This is a genomic window from Corallococcus carmarthensis (assembly GCF_003611695.1).
Classification (GTDB): domain Bacteria; phylum Myxococcota; class Myxococcia; order Myxococcales; family Myxococcaceae; genus Corallococcus; species Corallococcus carmarthensis.
In genome coordinates, this window is record NZ_RAWE01000181.1 from 1 (window position 1) to 21,257 (window position 21,257).

At 71.0% G+C, this 21,257-nt stretch carries 14 protein-coding genes and 1 pseudogene; 8 read left to right on the forward strand and 7 right to left on the reverse strand.

Annotated features, from left to right (window positions below):
- Positions 1–4: 4 nt before the first annotated feature.
- From D7X32_RS33115 to D7X32_RS33130, 4 genes are all read left to right on the forward strand, one after another.
- Positions 5–3,094 (forward strand): DUF4175 family protein, encoded by a 3,090-nt coding sequence (locus D7X32_RS33115; RefSeq protein ID WP_439329032.1) that lies wholly within the window; start codon positions 5–7, stop codon positions 3,092–3,094.
- Entirely contained in the window at positions 3,091–4,869 is a 1,779-nt protein-coding gene (locus D7X32_RS33120; RefSeq protein ID WP_120606571.1) for a peptidase MA family metallohydrolase, read from the forward strand. Before D7X32_RS33115 ends, D7X32_RS33120 begins: the two co-directional genes overlap by 4 nt.
- 332 nt (positions 4,870–5,201) lie before the next feature.
- A complete protein-coding gene (locus D7X32_RS33125; protein ID WP_120606572.1) occupies positions 5,202–5,972 on the forward strand; it encodes a DUF4142 domain-containing protein in 771 nt (256 codons plus the stop codon).
- 78 nt (positions 5,973–6,050) lie between these two features.
- Complete coding sequence (locus tag D7X32_RS33130; RefSeq protein WP_120606573.1) at positions 6,051–6,329, forward strand: hypothetical protein; 279 nt, start codon at positions 6,051–6,053, stop codon at positions 6,327–6,329.
- 54 nt (positions 6,330–6,383) lie between these two features.
- On the opposite strand, the gene D7X32_RS33135 is transcribed toward D7X32_RS33130, so the two are convergent.
- Complete coding sequence (locus D7X32_RS33135) at positions 6,384–8,414, reverse strand: S9 family peptidase (RefSeq protein ID WP_120606574.1); 2,031 nt, start codon at positions 8,412–8,414, stop codon at positions 6,384–6,386.
- A 181-nt stretch (positions 8,415–8,595) separates the two neighbouring features.
- On the opposite strand from D7X32_RS33135, the pseudogene D7X32_RS33140 reads away from it, so the two are divergent.
- Positions 8,596–9,159 (forward strand): annotated as a pseudogene (locus tag D7X32_RS33140) (DsbA family oxidoreductase); the annotation flags it as partial.
- A gap of 7 nt (positions 9,160–9,166) precedes the next feature.
- Here the strand turns inward: D7X32_RS33140 and fliB are convergent.
- Entirely contained in the window at positions 9,167–10,627 is a 1,461-nt protein-coding gene (fliB, locus tag D7X32_RS47145; protein ID WP_244239322.1) for a flagellin lysine-N-methylase, read from the reverse strand.
- Between the two features lie 10 nt (positions 10,628–10,637).
- Positions 10,638–14,444 (reverse strand): TIGR02266 family protein, encoded by a 3,807-nt coding sequence (locus D7X32_RS33155; RefSeq protein WP_158625808.1) that lies wholly within the window; start codon positions 14,442–14,444, stop codon positions 10,638–10,640.
- 178 nt (positions 14,445–14,622) lie between these two features.
- Here D7X32_RS33155 and D7X32_RS33160 point away from each other — a divergent pair, with 178 nt between their 5' ends.
- The gene (locus D7X32_RS33160) at positions 14,623–15,765 is read left to right on the forward strand and encodes a hypothetical protein (protein WP_120606576.1); all 1,143 of its coding nucleotides are present in this window, start codon (positions 14,623–14,625) and stop codon (positions 15,763–15,765) included.
- On the opposite strand, the gene D7X32_RS33165 is transcribed toward D7X32_RS33160, so the two are convergent.
- Positions 15,766–16,263: a winged helix-turn-helix transcriptional regulator gene (locus D7X32_RS33165; protein ID WP_120606577.1), complete on the reverse strand. Its 498-nt coding sequence runs from the start codon at positions 16,261–16,263 to the stop codon at positions 15,766–15,768. It abuts the gene before it with no gap.
- Between the two features lie 97 nt (positions 16,264–16,360).
- On the opposite strand from D7X32_RS33165, the gene D7X32_RS33170 reads away from it, so the two are divergent.
- Positions 16,361–17,020 carry a glutathione S-transferase family protein gene (locus D7X32_RS33170; RefSeq protein WP_120606578.1) on the forward strand — a complete coding sequence of 220 codons (660 nt, stop codon included), beginning with the start codon at positions 16,361–16,363 and terminating at the stop codon, positions 17,018–17,020.
- Positions 17,021–17,025: 5 nt separating this feature from the next.
- On the opposite strand, the gene D7X32_RS33175 is transcribed toward D7X32_RS33170, so the two are convergent.
- Positions 17,026–17,997, reverse strand: coding sequence for an alpha/beta hydrolase (locus D7X32_RS33175; protein ID WP_120606579.1), 972 nt, complete (start codon positions 17,995–17,997; stop codon positions 17,026–17,028).
- 57 nt (positions 17,998–18,054) lie between these two features.
- On the reverse strand, positions 18,055–19,017 hold the full coding sequence (locus D7X32_RS33180; protein WP_120606580.1) for an NAD(P)-dependent alcohol dehydrogenase: 963 nt from the start codon (positions 19,015–19,017) through the stop codon (positions 18,055–18,057).
- A 67-nt stretch (positions 19,018–19,084) separates the two neighbouring features.
- Between D7X32_RS33180 and D7X32_RS33185 the strand changes: the two genes are divergently transcribed.
- Positions 19,085–20,002, forward strand: coding sequence for a LysR family transcriptional regulator (locus D7X32_RS33185; RefSeq protein ID WP_158625809.1), 918 nt, complete (start codon positions 19,085–19,087; stop codon positions 20,000–20,002).
- A 40-nt stretch (positions 20,003–20,042) separates the two neighbouring features.
- Here D7X32_RS33185 and D7X32_RS33190 read toward each other — a convergent pair.
- A partial coding sequence (locus D7X32_RS33190; protein ID WP_120606584.1) for a hypothetical protein occupies positions 20,043–21,257 on the reverse strand: 1,215 nt, incomplete at its 5' end.

Genomic DNA, 21,257 nt, shown 5'->3' on the forward strand with positions numbered 1-21,257 from the left:
GGGCGTGGCGGTGGCGGCCTTCTTCGGCATCGTGCTCGCGCGCCGGCAGGTGGGCGACGACCTGCTCACCGCCCGGCTCGTGGGCCAGCGCCGCCAGCTCTGGGCCCAGGGCATCCTCCTGGGCACCGTCGCGGCCCTCGTGCTCCTGTTCGCCACGGGCCTGCTGGGCCGGGCGCTGCCGGGGCTCGCCCAGGGGCTCATGTGGCTCGCCGTGCCGGTGGGCGTGGCGGTGGCGGCCTTCTTCGGCATCGTGCTCGCGCGCCGGCAGGTGGGCGACGACCTGCTCACCGCCCGGCTCGTGGGCCAGCGCCGCCCGGAGCTGTCGCTGGACGTGCTCGCGGCGGTGGAGCTGTCGCGCGAGCGCCGTGAGGAGACCGGCTGGTCCCCGCAGCTCGCGGACGCGTTCCTGCACCAGATGGACGAGCGGGCCCGCACGGTGGACCCCGGGCTCGTGGTGGACCGCCAGCCGCTGCGCCGCGTGGCGATGGCGTGCGGCGGCGGGGTGCTGCTGCTCGCGGTGCTGATGTTCTTCGTGGGCGGGCGGTGGGCCGCGGGCTGGAAGCACCTGCGCGAACAGGCCTCGCGCCCGGAGACCGCCGCGCAGGCGGAGCCCATCACCGGCGACATCGAGCTCACCTACCGCTACCCCGCGTACACCGGCCTCGCGCCGCGCACCGTGCCCGGCACCAACGGCGAGGTCAGCGCGCCCGCCGGCACCGAGGTCGCGCTGAAGACGCGCTCGGACCGCCCCATCGAGCGCGCGGAGGTCGTGGTCAACGGCCAGACGCTGCCCCTCACCGTCACCGGCGGCCGCGAGCTCACCGGCAGCTTCGTCGCGAAGCAGGGCGGCCACTACCACTTCGTCTTCTACGCCTCGCGCGCGAAGCCGCTCGCGGTGGGCCCGGACATCCCCCTCACCGTGGAGGCGGACAAGTCCCCCCAGGTGACGCTGCTCACGCCGTCCACGGAGATTGAGGTCGACCCCGGCCAGACGGTGACGCTCAAGTACGAGGCCACCGACGACTACGGCCTGTCCGGCCTGGCGCTGGTGTTCCGCATGCCCGGCGCGAAGCAGGAGACGCGCGTGAACCTGCCGCGCGAGGACAGCCGCCGCAGCCGGGGCACCTTCAACTGGGACCTGGGCCCGCTCAAGCCCGCCCCCGGCGACCGCATCACCTACTACGTGGAGGCGAAGGACAACGACGCGGTGGAGGGCCCCAAGAAGGGCGTCAGCCGCACGCAGACCCTGCGCGTCTACAGCGCCGCCGAGCACCGCCGCGCCGCACTGGAGAAGGCGGAGGTGCTGTGGGGCCGCCTCGTGGACCACCTGGCGGACCGCCTGGAGGGCCCCGACCGCGCGAAGCAGAAGGACGCGCAGGCGGTGGAGACCGCGAAGTCCGTGGACACCAGCGGCCAGCAGCTCGCGGACGACTTCCGCGCTCAAGGCGCCGAGCTGTCGCGTGAGAAGGACGTGCCCAAGGAGATCATCTCCGCGCTCCTGAACATCGGCGGGGAGCTCAAGCGCAGCGTGGGCACCACCTCCGACTTCCGCCGCCTGTACCTGCGCACCCAGCGCGCGCGCGGCGAGGACTGGGGCACCGGCACCCGGCTCACCGCCGTGGTGGAGGACGAAATCGAGGGCCTGGAGCGCGACATCCTCTACCTGGAGTCGCTCTTGGACCGGCAGAAGCTGGAGGCGCTCCAGGAGATGACGAAGCAGCTGGCCAACGAGCGCCGCGACCTGTCGCGCCTCATCGAACAGTTCAAGGCCAACCCGGACGAGGCCGCGCGCGAGCAGGTGATGCAGCAGATCCAACAGCTCAAGTCGCGCATCCAGGAGCTGATGCAGCGCATGGCCGAGCTGCGCAAGGGCATCCGCGACGAGCACCTCAACGCCGAGGCGCTGTCGGAGATGATGCAGCAGGAGGACATGCAGGGCGCCATGGATGAAGTCGAGCGCCTGATGCAGGAGGGCAAGTCGGACGAGGCCCTGGCGAAGCTCCAGGAGCTGGGCATGCAGATGGACGAGATGCTCGACTCCATGGACAAGTCCCAGGAGGACTTCGGCGCGGAGCAGTACCCGGAGCTGGCGGAGAAGTTCGGCAAGTTCATGGACGACCTGCAGGGCACCATGGACGAGCAGCAGAAGGTCGCGGACCAGACGCGCGCCCTGCGCGACCAGGCCCGCAACCAGAACCGCGACCGGCTCAAGGAGAAGGGCCAGGCCCTCAAGGACGAGCTCGCGCGCAAGGTGCAGCAGGTGCAGGAGCACTACCAGAAGCTGGATCCAGGCCGGCTCAACAGCCGCGCGTCCCGCCCGCTGGAAGAGGCCCAGTCCGAGCTGCGCAACGTGGAGAACGCGCTCAAGGTGGACGACTTCGACCTCGCCGCCGAGTCCGCCGCCCGCGCCGAGGACGCCGCGCGCCAGCTGTCCAGCATGGGCGAGCAGCAGCGCCAGCTGGATGAGATGTTCGGCAACCCGCCGGAGGTGCGCCAGCAGTCCGCGAAGCTCGCGGAGCAGCTCAAGAAGGACGCGCGCGACGTGTCGGACGTGAGCCAGCAGCTGCAGAACCTCTTCCCGCCGCCGGGTTCGCAGCTGTCGCAGCAGGAGCGGCAGCAGCTCCAGCAGCTGGGCCAGCGCCAGCAGCAGTTGGAGCAGCGCGCGCAGGGCCTGCGCCAGCAGATGGAGGACATGGAGCAGACGGCGCCGCTGTTCGGTGAAGAGGCCGGCCAGCAGATGGATGAGATTGGCCAGCGCATGGGCGAGGCGTCCCAGCGCATGCAGGGCAAGGACCCGGGCCGCGGCTACGGCGAGCAGCAGGCCGCCATGGAAGGCCTCAAGCGCTTCCAGCAGCAGATGCAGCAGAGCCAGCAGGGCCGCAAGGGCGGCCGCGGGCTGCCCATGCCCATGGGCTCCGGCCGCCGCCAGGAGGGCAACGGCCGCAACCCGCAGGACAAGGTGGAGTTGCCGGACGAGGACGCCTTCCAGGCGCCTCGCGAGTTCCGCAAGGACCTGCTGGACGCCATGAAGCAGGGCGCGCCGGAGAAGTACCGCGAGCAGGTGAAGCGCTACTACGAGGAGCTGGTGAAGTGAGCCGCCGCATGCACGCGTCCATCCCCGGCCTGGGCGTCCTCTGCGCCCTGCTCCTCGCCGTCCCCACGGCCTTCGCGCAGCCGCCCGACGCGGCCCTCAAGGAAGAGGTGAAGCAGCGGCTGGGCAAGGTGGAGCAGTCCCTGGACGACTGGGACGTGGGCGGCGCCCGCCGCGAGCTGGCCGAGGTCGAGAAGCGCGTGCCGTCCGAGCTGGAGCCCCTGAAGTACTTCCAGGGGCGCGTGGCCTTCGAGGAGGGCCAGTACGACGACGCGGTGACGCTGCTGGAAGGCGCCAACATCGAGGACAAGCCGGGCAGCTACCTGCGGCTCGCCAAGGACACGCGCGCCATCATCAAGGACCACCAGCGCGCGGAGAGCGAGCACTTCATCTTCTTCTACCCGAAGGGCAAGGAAGAGGTGCTGGTGCCCTACGCGCTGGAGACGCTGGAGTCCATCCACCGCGCGCTCGCGGAGGACCTGGGCTGGACGCCGCCGGGAAAGATCCGCGTGGAGGTGGTGAACAACGCGCGCGAGCTGTCCCGCGTCAGCACCCTCACGGAGAAGCAGATCCGCACCACGGGCACCATCGCCATCTGCAAGTTCAACAAGCTGATGGTCACCAGCCCCAAGGCCGTGGCGCAGGGCTACGACTGGCAGGACACGCTGGCGCACGAGTACGTGCACCTGGTGGTCAGCCAGCTGTCCCACAACACCGTGCCCATCTGGCTGCACGAAGGCCTGGCCAAGTTCCTGGAGTCGCGCTGGCGCGGCAAGGGCGGCCTGGCCATGACGCCCTCCACGCAGGCCCTGCTGGGCAAGCGCGTGAAGGAGGACAAGCTCATCCCCTTCGAGAAGATGCACCCCTCCATCGCCATGCTGCCCACGGCGGAGGACGCGGCCACCGCGTTCGCGGAGGTGTTCTACGCCATCGACTACATCCACGGCACCAAGGGCACCGCGGGCCTGCGCACGCTGCTCCAGGAGCTGAAGGCGGGCCAGCCGGACAAGAAGGCGGTGGAGGCGGCGACGGGCATGCCCTTCCCCCTCTTCGAAAAGACGTGGCTGTCCTACGTGAAGAAGCAGCCCTTCCCCCAGGAGCTGGTGCCGCGCGACGACCGCGTGGTGCTCAAGGAGGACGCCAAGGGCGCGCAGAAGGACAGCGAGAAGAAGGGGCGCGAAATCTCCTTCGGCGGCTTCTCCGAGGTGACGGAAGTGCCCGCGCGCAAGTTCGCGCACCTGGGCGAAGTGCTGCGCGAGCGCAACCGCGTGAAGGCCGCCGCGGAGGAGTATTCGCGGGCGCACAAGCTGGTGGGCGACAAGTACGAGTCGGTGTCCAACAAGTTCGCGCTCGCGCTCTTGGAGCTGCGCCGGCTGGATGAAGCGGAGTCCGTGCTGCGCGGCTCGCTGCGCATGCACCCGGGCTCGCCCTCCACCAACGTGCACCTGGGCCGCATCCTGCTGTTCCGCAAGGACTACCCGAAGGCGAAGACGGCGTACCTGGAGGCCCTGGCCTCGGATCCGTTCGACCCGGAGATCCACGTGGCCCTCACGCGCATCCACGGCGCGCTGGGGGAGACGGCGCTCGCGTCGCGCACGCGCGTGGCCGCCGCCAGCCTCACGGGCCTCAAGCCCGACGACGTGGACCGCGCCGCCCAGGCCTTCCTGCGCGCCGAGGACGAGCTGTCGGAGACGAAGAACGTCCCCGCCGGCACGCCCGACGCCCCGAAGCCGGCACCCGCGCCGAAGCCAGCCCCGGCGCCGCGACCCGCGAAGTAGCCCCCCTCCCCGGCTGCCAGCCAGCCGGGGCCCTGCCTCTGTTCCCTTCCCTCCCTCCCGGGATGCTTGGCTTTCCGGGCACGAGGAGGACGGGATGGCGTTCCCAGACAGCCGTGCGGTGCTGAACGTTCGCGCCCGGTCCCGGAGGCAGTGGCGCTGTCCACTGCCGCACCGGACCGCCGGCGCAACGTGAATTGGCACACGTCCGCCCTCCCACCGCCTGGGTTCGCTGTCGCGCCCTGCTCCAACGTGCGCCGCGCGGACCCGGGCGTCCCCGGTCCACCGACCTTGTCCCGCCTCACTTCCGAGGCCTTGAAAAGGAGCAGCACCCAATGAAGCGCACCCTGCACGGAGTCACCCTCGCCGCGGTCCTCTTCACCGGCGGTGTCTCGCTGGCCCAGAGCGCCGCGCCGTCTCCCACCTCCCCCACCACCCCGAAGCCCGTCACCGCCATGAAGGGCACGGTGGAGTTCAAGGGCTTCATCGTTCCCTCGGATCCGAAGGCCTTCCTGGAGCGCCTGCACTACATCAACCAGTCGGAGATCAAGCAGGCGAAGCTCGCGCAGCAGAACTCGCAGAACCCGGACGTGCAGAGCTACGCGAAGATGATGATCGACTCGCACACGACCGCCGACCAGAAGGTCATGGACTATGCGAAGTCGCAGAACCTGAAGCTGGCGGAGATGCCCAAACCCTCCAACGACATGGAGAAGAAGGCCATGGCCGCGGACAAGGCGGACATGGAGAAGCTCCAGGCGATGACGGGCGCGCCGTTCGACTCGTCCTATATGTCCGCCCAGGTCGGCGCCCATGACGCCGCCATCGGCAAGGTGATGGCCGCCCAGCAGGGCATGAACGCCACGGGCGAGCTGGCCACGCTGCTCACCCACCTCACCCAGGAGCTGCCCAAGCACCGCGACATGGCCTACCAGACGCTGGGCAAGCTGGACGACGCCATGGGCGTGGGCGGCGCCGGCATGCAGGGCGGCACCATGAACCACGGCTCCATGAACCCCAGCACCCCGCCGAGCGGCACCACCCCGAGCGGATCCATGGGCGGATCCACCGGTGGCACCACCGGCGGTCCGACGAAGACGAAGTAATGCAGCCTCGGTGAAGTGCGCGACGCCTCCCGGAAGTGCATTTTCGGGAGGCGCCTTCCGCGTGCATAGTGCCGGGCCATGTCCCGACTGATTGCCCTGGCTTCTTGTGTCTCCGTGCTGCTGCTCACCGGCTGTTCCAACAACGCGGATGCCATCTGCGACAAACGCCAGGAGTGCTTCGACTCCGACCTGAACGCCAGCACGTGCGCCGACAAGATTGGCGCCTGGGAGGACGAGAAGGAGAGCGAGCAGGACGACCGCCGCGCGCGCACCGCGGAGTGCGCGGAGTGCATCGCCGACCGCACCTGCGCGGAGGTCCTCTCCAGCTGCATCGACGACTGCTTCGGCATCCCCTGAAGCACGGGTGACCCTTGGGGCCAAGGCCCCAGGGGATGCCTTGCCAGGCGCGTGCTACTTGCGCGTCCAGCGGTCCAGCCAGCCCAGCACCTCGTCGTGCCACTGGATGCTGTTCTGCGGCTTGAGCACCCAGTGGTTCTCGTCCGGGAAGTACAGGAAGCGGGACGGGATGCCCCGGCGCTGGAGCGCGGTGAAGGCGGCGATGCCCTGCGTGTCCACCACGCGGTAGTCCTTGCCGCCGTGGATGACGAGCATGGGCGTCTTCCACTTCGCCACGTGGTTCACCGGGTTGAACTTCTCGTACGTCTCCGGCTTCTCCCACGGCAGGGCCTTGTGCTCCCACTCCGGGAACCACAGCTCCTCGGTGTCGTAGTAGGCGGCGCGCTCGTCCAGGATGCCGTCGTGGTTCACGAGGCACTGGAAGCCGTCCGCCCAGTTGCCGGCGATCCAGTTGATCATGTACCCGCCGTAGCTGCCGCCCAGCGCGCACCGCTTCGTCTTGTGGATGAAGGGGTACTTCTGGAGCGCGGCGTCCAGGCCCTTCTTCAGGTCCTCCAGCGGCTTGCCGCCCCAGTCCCCGGCGATGGAGTCCGTGAAGGCCTGGCCGTAGCCGGTGGAGCCGTGGAAGTCGATCATCACCGCCACGTAGCCGCGGCCCGCGTACACCTGCGGGTTCCACCGGTAATGGAAGTGGTTGCCGAAGCTGCCCTGCGGCCCGCCGTGGATGAGGAAGGCCAGCGGGTACTGGCGCTTCGGGTCGAAGTCCACCGGCTTCACCACGTAGCCGTGCACCGTCTCGTTGTTCCAGCCCGGGAAGTTGAACTGTTCGAAGGCGCCGAACTTCAGGCCCGCGAGCGCCTCCTGGTTCACCTGGGTGAGCTGCCGCGTGCCGGTGCCGTCCGCCTTCATCGCGTACAGGTCCGACGGCGAGTCCAGGTCATCCAGCGCGTAGACGACCTGGCCGTCCGCCGCGGGCTGGGCGCCGTCCGCGTTGCCCGCCTGCGTGAGGCGGCGCGGCTTGCCGGTGGCCACGTCCAGCGCGAACACGGCGTTCTGCCCCACGTCGTTGGCGGTGGTGTAGAGCGTGGCGCCGTCGTTGCTCCACGCGAGCGAGCCGGCGGAGCGGTCCCAGTCCTGGGTGAGCACGCGCTCCTGGCCGCCCGGCCACGTGCGCAGGATGACGCGGAAGCGGTCGGACTCGTAGCCGGGGCGCGACATGGCCACGTACGCGAGCGTCTTGCCGTCCGGGCTGAACACGGGGCTCGTGTCCGTGGCGCGGTTCTTCTCCGTGAGCTTGCGCGGCTTCGTCTTGCCGTCGGCGGACGCGAGGAAGAGGTCCAGGTCGGTGGACCACGCCTCGGTGGGGCCCACGTCGCGCGCGGCGAAGACGACGCCCTTGCCGTCCGGGGTGAAGGTGAACTCCTCCGCGCCGCCAAAGGGCTTGCTCGGCGCGTCCGCGTCCATGCCCTTCATCACATCCACGGGCGTGCCGCCGGCCACGGGGAGGACGAACAGGTGTGAACGCGTGCCGTCCCGCCAGGTGTCCCAGTGGCGGGCGAAGAGCTGATCATACGCGCGGCCGGTGGTCTTCTTCTTGGAGGCCTCCGCGGCGCGCTGGGTGTTGCATGCGACGTCCGCGCAGTCCGGGCGCACATCCAGCGCCACCGCGAGCTGCTGGCCATCGCGTGACAGCGCGAAGCTGTTCACGTCGAGCGGCAGCTTCGTGACGGGCAGCGGTTCACCGCCGTCCACGGGCAGGCGCCACACCTGCGAGGAGCCGCCGCGCGACGACAGGAAGAAGACGCTCTTGCCGTCCGGGGCCCAGACCGGGTCGCTGTCGCTGTCCGGGTGGGCGGTGAGCTGGCGCGGGGCCGAGCCGTCCAGGTTGGCGAGCCACAGGTCGGTGCGGCCGCGGTTCATCTCCAGGTCGGTGGAGCGCAGGACGTAGACGACCTGGCGGCCGTCGGGGGAGACGCGGGGACCGCTGAGCCGGCGCAGCGTGACCAGGTCCTGCTGGTTGAACGGATGGGGCGCGGGCGCCGGGTTGGCGCCGAGCGCCAGGGCCGCGAGGAGCGACAGGGGCACGGAAGGTTCCTCCGGAGGAAGGGAACCCGGACCGTGCCCTCGGGAGGGCGGGCTGTCCACCGCTGGATGTGGGCCCGGTGGAAGGGGTGGAAGGCGCTGACGCGCGGTGCTAGAGATTCAGCCCATGAGCGCACCCATCGTCGTCCACATCTGGTCCGACTTCGTTTGACCCTGGTGTTACGTCGGCCTCGGTGAGGTCGAGAAGCTGAAGAAGGAATACGACGTCCAGGTGGAGTGGCACCCCTACTTCCTGCGCCCGGAGACGCCTCCGGAAGGGCTGCCGTTGCCCGACTACGTGCGCAAGGGGATGAAAGACCCCAACAACCCGCTGAAGCTGCGCGCCGCGAAGGCCGGGCTGACGATGGTGCAGCGGGACATCATCCCGTCCACGCGCCGCGCGCACGAGGCGGCGGAGTATGCGCGCGCGCAAGGCAGGTTGGAGCCCTTCCAGGCCGCCATCCTGCGGCGCTACTGGAGCGAGGGGCAGGACCTCTGGCAGTGGGACACGCTCCGGGGCGCGGGCGTGGAGGCCGGGTTGGATCCGGACGAACTCCAGCGCGCCGTGGAGGAGGGCCGCTACCGGCAGGTCGTCGAGGAGTCCGTGCGCGAGGCCCAGGAGATGGGCATCCGCGCGGTGCCCACGTTCATCCTGGGTGACAAGCTGGCCATCCAGGGCGCGCACGAGTACCCGTCGTTCCAGAAGGCCATGCAGCAGCTGGGCGCGAAGCCGAAGCAGCAGGGCTGAAGGGGCGCTACAGGCCCTTCACCAGGATGAGCAGCCGCGCGAAGGTCTCCGGGCCTTCGCCGGCCAGGCCCTTCGCGAACTCCAGGAACGAAGGCGCCTGCTCCACGTGCTTGGCGACCCCCTGGAAGGCCTCCACGGCGGCGGCGTCCAGGGTGGCCAGGGGCGTGCCGGGAGTGTCCAGCAGCGCCACCACGGCCGGGTGCCCGAGCAGCACCCAGCGCACCACGGAGGCGCGCAGCACGAGCAGGAACATGGCGTTCAGGAGGCTCGCGGCCTCGGTGAACGGGTGGCGCAGGACGTGGTTGAGCGCGTGGTGCAGGAAGTACTGGTGCACGCGTTCACCGTGCAGCGACTCCAGGGCGGAGCGCCGGGTGGCATGGAGTTGCCACGCCTCGTCTGGATGCGTGTCCGCGCCGCCGTAGGACGCGCGCACGTCGTGCATGAGCGAGAGGAAGCGAGGACTGCTCACGGCGGCCTCGCGCGAGCGGAGCACGGCGCCGCAGATGCCGGCCCACGGACCTCCAGGCAGCTCCAGCGCTTCCAGCTGCGCGTGCAGGGACGCGAGCGTGTCCGTGGATTCGTATTCGCGAAGGATGCTCGCGAGACGCTCTCCGGCCGCTTCCGCGCGGGCATCACTCGCGTCAGGCGCGGAGTCCACCATGGGCTCCCACGTTTCGGACGCGGAGGCGTCCACGTCTTCGCTTGCGCCGGGATGCCGTGATGCTCCGCGCGCATCCAGCGCGGAGTCCGCCATGGGCTCGCGCGTTTCAGGCGCGGCGGCCTCCTCGACCCCGCTTGTGCCGGGATGCGGTGACGCCTCGCCTGTGGGTGCGAACGCCGTCGTCCCCGGGAAGTAGAAGTCGCCCAGGTCCAGCGCCATGCGGCCCAGCGCGAACAGGCGCACAGCGAACGGGACTTCGCGCCGCGCAAGCAACCGCAGCATCGCTTCGCGCACGGTGTCCGCGTGGGCCGTCCACGCGTCGTCCCCTGCCGCCACCTGGCGCGCGACCTGCGGACGCAGGGCCTGTTCCTCGGGCACGGGCTCGCGCACCAGCGCGTCCTCCGCCAGCAGGCACAGGCGCGCTGTCTCCGGACACGCGAGCGACCCGGCCATCTCCACCTGCGCGCCCCAGCGCGTGAGCACTCGCGGGAAGACGGAGCAGCCGTCCGGCAGCACCGCTTCGCCATACCGGCGCTGGAGCGAGCACAGCTTCGCTTCATCCAGGAAGGCGCAGTGTCCGTCCGCGCGCTTGCCCAGGATGCCCGCCTGCTGGCCCGTGGCGCCGTCCGGGTTCGGGGTGATCAACGCGGAGACGCGCGCCTCGTCCGGGCCGCCCGCGACCTTCTGGCGCAGCAGGCTCCAGCGCGACTCGCTGATGGGCACCGTCAGCCCCGCGCAGCAGGTGTCCTCGCACGCTTCCGCGATGCAACGGAAGCGCGCCATGTAGCGGGGGGCGGAGGCGGTCATGGCGTTGAGTCTACTTGCGGCCCAGCGCCTTCTTCACGAACCCCCAGAAGCGGCCCGCGCGGTCCTTGAGGTCCGCGCCCCGGCGCTCCTCGGCGGCGCTCACCGCCTCCTTGCTCACCTGGAGCTGCTTCTGGAGCTCCTCCGGCGAGTAGCGCGTGGCGAGCGTCGCCTTCACTTCCTTGCGCGACGAATACTCACGCGCCTCCACGTGCAGCACGCATTCGGAGTCGAGCTTCAGCGTCACCGCCACGCGCACGGAGCCCTTGGGGCCTCGTGGGAGGCCTTCCATGCGCACGGTGCCCAGGTACTCGTTGGCGGAGATGTGGTTGTCCTCGCCCTGGAAGATGGACAGCTCCATCCGCTCTTCGTTGTCCTGCGACGTGCTGATGGCGAACGAGCGCTGCGTGGGCAGCGGGCTGTTGCGCTCGACGACGCGCTTGAAGCCGCCGCCGGGCATGGCCACGCCAATGGTCATGGGCAGCACGTCGATGAGCACCACGCTGCTCACCTTGTCCACCGAACCTGAATACAGCGCCGCGCCCAACGCCACGGCCTCGTCCGCGTTGACGCTCGCCTGCGCGTTCTTGCCGAAGAGGCCCTTCAGCTTGTCGCGCACCAGCGGCATGCGGCTCATACCGCCCACGAGGATGATGTCGTCCACCTCGGACGCCTTCAGCTTGGAGTCCAGGAGCACGTCGCGCACCACGTCGATGGTGCGGTTGAGCAGCGGGTCGCAGATCTTCTCCAGGTCCTGGCGCGACATCGTCACGCGCAGGTCCCGCGGGCGGCCCGCGTCATCCATCATCAACATGGGGATGTGGACCTCGAAGGTGCTGCGCTCGGACAGCGCCATCTTCGCGCGCTCGGCGGCGTCGGCCACGCGCGACAGGGCGATGCCGTCTCCGTTGAACGCGATGCCCTCCTTCTCCTGGAAGCGCTCCAGGAGGAAGTCGACGATGAGGTTGTCGAAGTCGATACCGCCCAGGAAGATGTCGCCGCCGGTGCCCAGCACCTCGAAGACGTTCTTCTCGATGCGCAGGATGGTCGCGTCGAAGGTGCCGCCGCCCAGGTCGTAGACGAGCACCTTCTTGTTCAGCTCGCGGTTGAGGCCGTACGCGAGCGCCGCGGACGTGGGCTCGTTGAGGATGCGCTCCACCTTGAGGCCGGCCATGTGGCCCGCCTTGCGGACCGCTTCACGCTGGGGCTCGGAGTAGTAGGCCGGCACCGTCACCACGGCGCGCTCCACCTTCTGGTTGAGGTGGGTTTCGGCCATCTCCTTGCACTCGCGCAGGATGATGCCCTGCACCTCTTCCAGCGACAGTACGTCGGTGCCCAGGCGCACGGCGGCGCGGCCGGCGGCGTCCGGGGTGATTTCGTAGTGGAAGCGCTCGCGCACCTGCTTCACCACGGCGCTGTCATAGGGACGGCCCACCAGGCGCTTCGCGCCGTAGATGGTGTGCGTGGGCCGCAGGACGAGCTGGTTCTTCGCGCGGTGGCTGACGAGCAGCTTGTTCTGCGCGTTCAGCGAGATGACGGACGGGATGGTGTTGTAGCCCTCGCGCGAGCGCAGCACGACGGGCCGGCCGTTGGACAGGAGCGCCACGCAGGAGTTGGTGGTGCCCAGGTCGATGCCGATGACAGGGCCCGTGCCGGCCAGCGGCGTCTGCGGCGGCGTGAGGTAGATGGGGCGCACCTGGCCGTTGGCGTCCAGTGCGGGAGGCGGCGCGGAGGCCACCGGCGCGGCGGCGGGCGCGAGCAACGCGGGGGTGCTCGGCGCGGCGGGGGCCGGCGGGGCCTGACGCACGGAGGGAGGAAGCACGCTCGGCGGCGGCGGTTGCGGGGCCACGGGCCGGGCGGCGGGACGTCCCGGCGAGGACGTGGGTTCGCGCAGCAGCTCCAGCGGACCGTCGTCGTCCACGGACAGGTCCAGGTCGAACTCGGCGCTGCCACCGGACGCGCGCGGCGGCGCGGCGGGAGGCGGCTGCGGCGCGGGAGGCTGCTGCGGAACGGCGCGGCCCCAGGACGAAGCCGGCTCCTGGGACAGTGGCGGTGCACCCGCACGGCCCGCGGCGGAACCGGGCTCGCGGCCCAGTCCCGGCGCGGCGGGACGGTTGGCGAAGGAGCCGGGCTCCAGCGGCAGCTCACCGGGACCGCGCGCGGCGGGACGACCGGCGGCGGATCCAGGCTCACGGCCAAGGCCTGGCGCGGCGGGACGGTTGGCGAAGGAGCCGGGCTCCAGCGGCAGTTCACCGGGACCGCGCGCGGCGGGACGACCGGCGGCGGATCCGGGCTCGCGGCCCAATCCCGGCGCGGCCGCACGACCGGCCGCGGATCCGGGCTCCAGTCCGAGCCCCGGCACATTGGGACGACCGGCGGCGGATCCGGGCTCACGGCCCAGTCCTGGCGCAGGAGCACGACCGGCTGCGGATCCGGGCTCCAGTCCGAGCCCCGGCACGTTGGGACGACCGGCGGCGGATCCGGGCTCACGGCCCAGTCCAGGCACGGCGGGACGACCGGCGGCGGATCCAGGCTCACGGCCCAGTCCCGGCGCAGGAGCACGGCCTGCGGCAGAGCCGGGCTCACGGCCCAGGCCCGGCGCGGCGGCACGACCCGGCGAGGACGCGGGCTCGCGCCCCAGCGGCCGATGACGGCCCGGCGACGACGCGGGCTCGCGCGCCAGCTCCAGCGGGCCATCGTCGTCCAGGGACGACAGGTCCAGGTCGAACTCGGTGCTGCCACCGGAGGCCTGGGCGGGCGCCACCGGCGGCACCGCGGGCATCACGGCGGGCGGAGGCGGAGGGGCCGCACGCTGTACGGGCGCCGGAGGCACCGGTGCCGCGCGAGGCGGCGCGGGGTCGAAGGCATCCGAGAAATCCAGGTCGAACCCACCCGCATCGCCAGCGCCCGAAGCCGCGTCGTCCTCCACCGAGATGCCCACTTCGATGGGCCCCTCGTCGAGCGGCTGTCCCATCTCGATGGGCCCGTCCACGGAAGGCGCTTCGAACTCGAAGTCGAGTCCAGGCAGGGGCTCGTCGCCATCCGCCAGCACGCCCTGCACGGTGGGCGGTGGCGTGCCCGCGATGAGCTCGTCCAGCGGGATGTCCACGTCGCTTTCGGAGTCCGTTATCGGAATGCCGCCGTCATCCTCCGGAAGCCCCAGCGAGAACGGCTCGTCCGGAGCCTCCAGCGACAGCGGCGTGCCCGCCGTGGGCGCGGGGCTCGAAGGAGCATCCAGGTCGTCGAAGAGCGAATCGAGCGCCACCCCGGAGCCATTCGGCTGCGGCGCGGAACGCGCGGGCGGTGCGACGGCGCTGGGACGCGCGGGAACGGCAGCGGGACGGGGCGAGGCGACCGCGGGGGCCGGCGGCGCTGCCACGAGCGGACGCACCGGCGCGATGCCCGGCGCGGCCAACGGCGCGATGCCCGGAGCCACGACCGGAGCAATGGACGGCAGCGGCGCGGCGGCCGGCGCGGCACTCCCGCCCGGCTTGCGCTGGAGCATCAGGTCCACGAGCGCACGGCTCGCCGTATCCAGCTCCTGGAACGCCAGGCCCATGCCCGGAGGCCCCGCGGGGTCGTTCACGTCGCGCACCCAGCGCACGGTGGCGGTGCCCTGGAGCACGCGCACGCCGTTGGCGATCTGCACCTCGAAGCGCACGGGCGTGCCCACCGCCTGCGGCGTGCGCGAGCGGATGAACATGCCCCCAGGGCTGATGTTGGTGGCGAACTCCTCGGTGAAGCTCCCCACGGTCTCATGCTTGAGCTTCACCAGCAGACCGACCGACTTGCGGTCCGAGGTACGCCGACCTTGATCCATGGTTCAGCACTGTCGCGTCCGGGGGCCATTCCCTCAAGGGGGTTCTGGCCCCATGCCCGGTTGTCCGGTGCCCCTTCGAGACCGCAGGTGGGCCTGCGTCTTACCTGTATGTCCCCGCTATCCTGGGACTTCGTTCCCCCAAGGAAGAGGTCCGGGTCCACCGGACGGGAGTCCCCTGATGAACGCGGTTCCCCATTTCGCCCCGGTTCCCCTGCATGCGAGGTGGCTGGTGGACCGGCGGCACGACCTGCTCTCCACGGTCGGGGGCCTGGGCGCGAGCCTGGCGTTGATGGCGCTGCACGTGCTGGGCGGCGTCAGCGGACCGCCGCTGTGGTGGGCGTGGGTGCTGCTCCTGGACGGGCCGCACCTGTTCGCGACGGTGTCGCGCACATACCTGGACGCCCGGGAGCGGAAGACGCGGGCGCGGCTGCTCTGGGGCAGCCTGGGCTGGTTCGCGGCGGGGCCGGCGGTGTTCGCGGTGTCGGTGCTGTCCGGGCAGCGCTGGCCGTTCGCGGTGTTCGTGACGGTGGCGGCGCTCTGGGCGTACTGGCACGTGGTGCGGCAGCACTACGGCATCATGGTGCTCTACCAGCGCAAGGCCGGCGAGCGGGACGCGTGGGACCGGCGGCTGGACAGCATGACGTTGTACGTCGGGCTGCTCGCGCCGTTCGTGGCGTTCGCGCTGACGCATCCGGGGGCCCGGCGCCGGCTGGGGCTGATGGCGGAGCCGACCTGGGAGGTCGGGGTCGCGCACGCGTGCTTCGCGCTGGTGCTCGCGGTGGTGGGGGTGCTCGCGGCGAGGCAGGTGTGGCGGTGGCGCCAGGGCTTGGGCGTGAACGGGCCGAAGCTGTTGATGCTGGGCGCGGCGCTGGGGCTGACGTCGCTGGTGTTCTGGCCGCCGGTGTCGCGGCGGATGGACTTCCTGATGTTCACCGTGGCGGTGACGGCGTTCCACAACGTGCAGTACCACGGCATCGTCTGGTTCTTTCACCGCAACCGCTACCACGCGGAAGGCGTGGACCGCGCCGCGTTCGGCCAGGCGCCGAAGGTGAGCCAGCGGTTCATCATCTACGCGCTCTGCGGGCTCGCGTTCACGCTGGCGTACCGGACGCTGGGGTGCGGCATGGGTGTGCACCCGGGCTGCGGCGCGTTCGACACGAAGGTGGCGCTGGGAGGCGCGGGGCTCACGCTGAGGGACCTGATGGAAGGCTTCATCTGGGGCTTCGCGCTGCACCACTACTTCCTGGACCAGTACATCTGGCGCGTGCGCAAGGACGCGGGCCTGAACCAGGACTTGAAGCTGAACACCGCGACCGCCTGATCACCGCCGGGCGTTGCGCGCGACGGCCTTCTCGTACGCGGACTGAAGCTCCTGGAACACCGAGCGCGCCGGGCGCGGCCTGCCCAGGTGCAGGTGGCGCAGTTCGTCCATGAACGCGTCCCAGAGGGGCGGGCCGCCCTTCTCCAGCAACTCCGCGCGCACCGACAGCTCCTCGCTGGGCCGCGTGTGCCGGCGGCCCCAGGCCCCCATGTGCGCGAGCAGGGGCACCAGCTGGATGGACGCTTCCGTGAGGCGGTAGATGCCTTTCTGCCGGTGATTCGGATCCGGGCGTCGCGACAGCAGGCCGGACGCGGTCAGGCGCTTCAGCCGGTCCGCGAGGATGTTCGAGGCGATGCCTTCCTCACTCTGATCGAGCAGCTCGCCATAGGTGCGCCGGTTCCCGAACATGACGTCGCGGATGACGATGAGACTCCACCGGTCACCGAGCTGTTCGAGCGTCAGGTTGATGGGACAGCCGGATCTTCCTGTCTGCGGCATGGCCGTCCTCCTGGGGTTGATACTTGCAATATGCAAGTAGTGCGAATACGGTTCAACCCCTTGCAAATCACAAGTGGTTGAACGGAGAGGTCCCACGATGGCGCTCGCGGTCTACGGTCACCCCTTCTCCTCGTACACGCAGAAGGTGCTCATCGCGCTGTACGAGAACGGCACGCCCTTTGAATTCCGGACCATCGGGCCGGACACACCGCAGCACTCGGCCGAATGGTTGCGTCGCTGGCCGCTGCGCAAGTTCCCGCTGCTGGTGGACGGTGACCGCCAGGTCGTCGAGACGAGCATCATCATCGAGTATCTGCAGCTCGCGCATCCCGGGCCGGTCCGGCTGCTGCCCGCGGACCCGATGGCCGCGCTGGACGTGCGGTTCCTCGACCGCTTCTTCGACCTGCACGTCATGAACGCGGCCCAGCACGCCGTGGACGGCGCGCTGACGGGCAACCCCACGAAGCGGCAGGATGGCCTGGCCATGGCCGTGGAGAAGCTGGAGCGCGCCTACGCCTGGATTGAAGGGCAGCTCGCCGGCAGGACCTGGGCCACGGGCGCGGACTTCACGCTCGCGGACTGCGCGGCCGCGCCTTCCCTGTTCTACGCGGACTGGACGCACCGGATCTCCGATGCGTATCCCCTGCTGCGCGCCTACCGCTCGCGGTTGCTCTCCCGCCCGTCGTTCGCCCGGGCGGTGGATGATGCGCGGCCGTTCCGGCCCCTCTTCCCGCTGGGCGCGCCAGACCGGGACTGAAGGGCTCACGACGCCAGTTCGGTCGGCGCACGGAGGGCCCGGGCGAGTGCCTCGTTCAGCTCGCGCTTGAAGCTCGTGGTCATCCAGGCGTCCGGGATGGCATCGAAGCCATGGATGGCACCGGGGTAGACATGGAGCTCCACCGGGACGCCCGCGCGAGAGAGGCGGCGGGCGTAGTCCATGGACTCGTCGAAGAAGACGTCGAGCGAACCCACGGCGATGAAAACGGGGGGCAGGTGCGAGACGTCCTGGCCGAGCGAGGCCGAGAAGTGCCCGGCGCGGGCGTCGGTCGGGAGGTAGTCCCCGCGCAGGGACTCCCAGCCGAAGCGGGTGTGCGCACGCGTCCACGAGAACTCGCCCGTCGTCGGGTTGGGGTCCGCTTCCAGGGTCGTCCCGGTGCGGGCATCGAGCATGGGGTAGATGAGAATCTGCGCCGCGGGCCGTGGCCCGCTGTCATCGCGGGTGAGCTGCGCCAGCGAGGCGGCGAGCCCGCCACCGGCGCTCTGCCCCATGAGGACGATTCGCGACGGGTCGATGCCGAGTGACGCGGCATTCGCGTGGACCCAGCGCAGCGCCGCGTAGGCGTCGTCGATGGGACCCGGGAACGGCACCTCGGGCGCGAGGCGATAATCGACCGAGACGACGACGGCGTCGTGCGCGAGAGCGAGCTCGGCGTCGAAGCCCTCACCCATGGAGGCGCTGCCCATCACCATGCCGCCGCCGTGCAGGAACAGCACGGCGGGCCGTGCCGCGCCGGAGCCCGGCGGAGTCTGGATGACGAGCCGCACGTCGGGCGCTCCGTGCCGCCCGGGGATGCGAACCTCGCCGCGGAGCGCGGTGCTTCGGGGGGCGATGGACGCAATCATCTGGTCCATGAACGTGCGGGCGTCCGGGAGGTTTTCGCGCGAAAGCCCCGGGAGGAACTCGTGGGCGATGAGGGGCAAGAGGGAAGGGTCGACGAGATGACGGGTGGACATGGATGACTCCTGGGATGCGGCTGTGTGTGAGGTGGCGATGGAAGGGTGACGCGGACTTCACGTCGCAGTGGCGGCGGGGGCGGCGCGGATGACGACCTTTCCGATGACGCCCCCTCGCTCGGACCGCTCGAACGCGTTTCGAGCGTCGGACAGCTCGAACACCTCCACGGGCGGAGGCAGGAGCTCCCGGGCCTGGAGCTTCCCCGCGAGCTCCGCGAGGTCCCGGGCGGACGGCCTGGTGACGAGCAGCAGCTGCTTCTGACGTCGGAAGGGGCCGAGCAGGGCGGAGGCCATGAGCGACACGGGTGACGGCTCGAACCCCACGTGCCGTCCGCGCGGCGTCAGGAGGCCACGCGCGTCGGCGTAGGACAGCTTCGTGCTCAGGTCGAAGATGACGTCGAAACGCTCGCCGAGCATCGAGAGCGGCCGGGCGCGATAGTCGTGAACGACCTGGGCACCGTACTGCCGTGCCACGTCCAGACCGGCGGCGGAGGTGACAGCGGTGACGTGCGCGCCACGCGACCGGGCGAGCTGGATCAACATGAGCCCCACACCGCCCGTCGCGCCGTTGACGAGCACGCGCTCACCGGGAGCGACACGCGCGACGTCACGCAGTGCCTGGAGCGCCGCGAGCCCCACCATCGAAACCGCCGCGGCCCCGGCGTCGTCGAGCCCGGGCGGGATCCTGGCGACAGACGCCGCCGCGACCGTGATGAGTCCGGCGAGCGTTCCCTCCCGCATGCTTCCGGGGAAGCCGAACACGCGGTCTCCGACCGAGAAACCCTCGACGCCCGCCCCCACCTCCTCGACGACACCGGCGAAGTCCGAGCCGGGCGACTTCGGGAAGTGAGCACCGCTGAGCAACCGCAGCTCGCCACGCCGGATCTTCCCGTCGATGGGATTCACCGAGACGGCCCGGACGCGGATGAGCAGGTGGTGGGCGCGGATGCGGGGCGCCGGCGCGTGGGTGTGCTGCAGGAGTTCGGGACCGCCGAAGCGGCTGTAGGTGAGTGCGTTCATGCCCCTCAAGCTACGAGGCGGCACTCATTCGCGGAACTTGATGGTGGGAAGGTCTATTGTTCATGCCGTGAAACTATCGGCCTTCGACCTGAACCACGTGCGCGCGCTCCACCACCTCCTCGAGGAGGCGCACGTCACGCGCGCGGCGAGGAAGCTGGGAATCACGCCCGCGGCGGCGAGCAACGCCCTGCACCGGCTGCGCGTCGACTTCGACGACCCGCTCCTGGTCCGCAACGGCAGGTCGCTCGTGCGAACACAGCGGGCCGAGGCGCTTCGCGCGCCCGCCAGGGAGGTGATGCTGGCGGCCGGGCGGCTGTTCGACCAGGGGCGTCCCTTCGACCCGGCGACCGCGACCTGGGACATCTACGTGACGACGTCGGACCGGGTCGCGGAGCTGCTCCTGCCGACGCTCGACCGGCTCCTCGCGGCGCGTGCACCCGGGGCCCTGCTCACGCTCCGGACCCAGACGCCGGACCTGGGGGCATTCCTGCGGGAGCACGGCGGGATTGCCATCGTCCCGGAGGTCGCGAAGGAGCGGGACCTGCGCTCGCAGCACCTGTTCGTCGATGAGTTCGTCTGCGTCATGCGCGGGACGCATCCCCTCGCCACCGGGCGGCTGTCCCTGAAACGGTTCACCGAGTGGGAGCACGTCCTGGTGGCCCCGCTCGCGCAGTCGCGCCGCGGTGGCATCGACGTGCTCCTGGAGAAGGAGGGGCTCTCGCGTCGCGTGACGCGCGTGGTGACCACGTTCTCCCTCGCACTGCCGCTCATCTCAGGCTCGGACCGGCTCGCCGTGCTTCCGCGCAGCTTCGCCACCGCGCACGCGAAGGCACTCGGGCTCGAGCTCCGGCCCCTGCCTGTCGCGATGCCGCCCGTCGAGATGCTCCTGGCCTGGAATCTTGGGAACGAGGGCGACCCGAAGCACGCATGGGTCCGCGGTCTCGTGCAGGACGCGGTACGCGCCGTGGGCCTGGCGACCGCGTAGCCAGGGGGGCGCGGGTTGCGCGCCCCCCACCGGCCACTGCTCAGGGCGTCACGAACCGCAGGAACGCATCCTGGTTCCAGGTGTCGCCCGCGCCATCGCGCTGCCAGCCGGACACCACCAGCCCGGAGTCCGGCGCCGCCACCAGCGCCGTCGTCGCCAGCGAGCACGTGCCGCTCTCGCACGACACCGGCGCCAGCGTCTTCGTCCCCAGCAGCGCGCCGTCCGCCGCGTAGCGCGTGACCGTATTGCCGCAGGCGGCAGCCACCGGGCCCGCGGCCTCCACCGCGGCCACCGTGCCCACCGACGCCGTGCCGCACGTGGGCTGCTTCACCCAGCGCTCCTGCCCGTCCGCGCCCGCCGTCAGCACGAACGGACCGCCCTCATCCAGCGCCACGCCGTTCCACAGCAGCAGGCCCACCGCCTCGCCCGCCACCGCCACGGTGCCGTCCGCGCCCACCGACACGGAGCCCACGCGGCCGTTCACGCCCGGCACCTCGCGGCCCCAGGCCAGCGCTCCGTCCGCGCCGAACGCCAGCACCACGAAGCCGCCCGCGCCCTGCGCGTCGAACGTGCGCCCGTCCACCGTCACCGGACCCACCAGCCGTCCGGCCACCACCGACGTGCCCGTGGCCGACAGCGCCACCGCCGACAGCAGCGTGCCGTCCTTCGCGCCGTCGAACGTCTTCGTCCAGCGCACCTCTCCGTCCGCCGCGTAGCGCACCAGTTGGGGCGTGTGGGCCTCCGTCGTCCACTCCTCGCCCAGGGCCACCACGCCGCCGGATGCGTCCGCGGACACCGCGTAGACCTTCTGGCCCACGCGGCGCTGCCACTCGGGCGCGCCCGCCTGGGAGAACTTCACCAGGAAGCCGTCCTGCGCCTCGCCCAGCCCGAAGTCCGCCGAGTACAGGAACGCGTTGCCGGACAGGAACACCGCGCCGTCACTTCCCGTGGAGCCCGCCACGCGCAGGTCCGACAGGCGGTTGCGCTCGAACTCCTTCGCCCACTGCTTCGTTCCATCCGCCGAATAGCGGGACAGCGCCAGCACCAGCCGCTCGCCGTCCACCTGGTCCCGGTCCTCATCCGAGCGCGGCGTGCCGGACGTCACCCACAGCACATCCCCGCCCCGCCCCACCGCCAGCCCCGCGCCCGTGTCGTCCTGCGGGCCGCCCAGCGTGTACGCCCAGGCGCTCACCGCCGGAGCCGCGGGCGTGGGGACCTCCGCCGTGGGGGCCTGCGGGGGCGCCTGGGTCCCAGG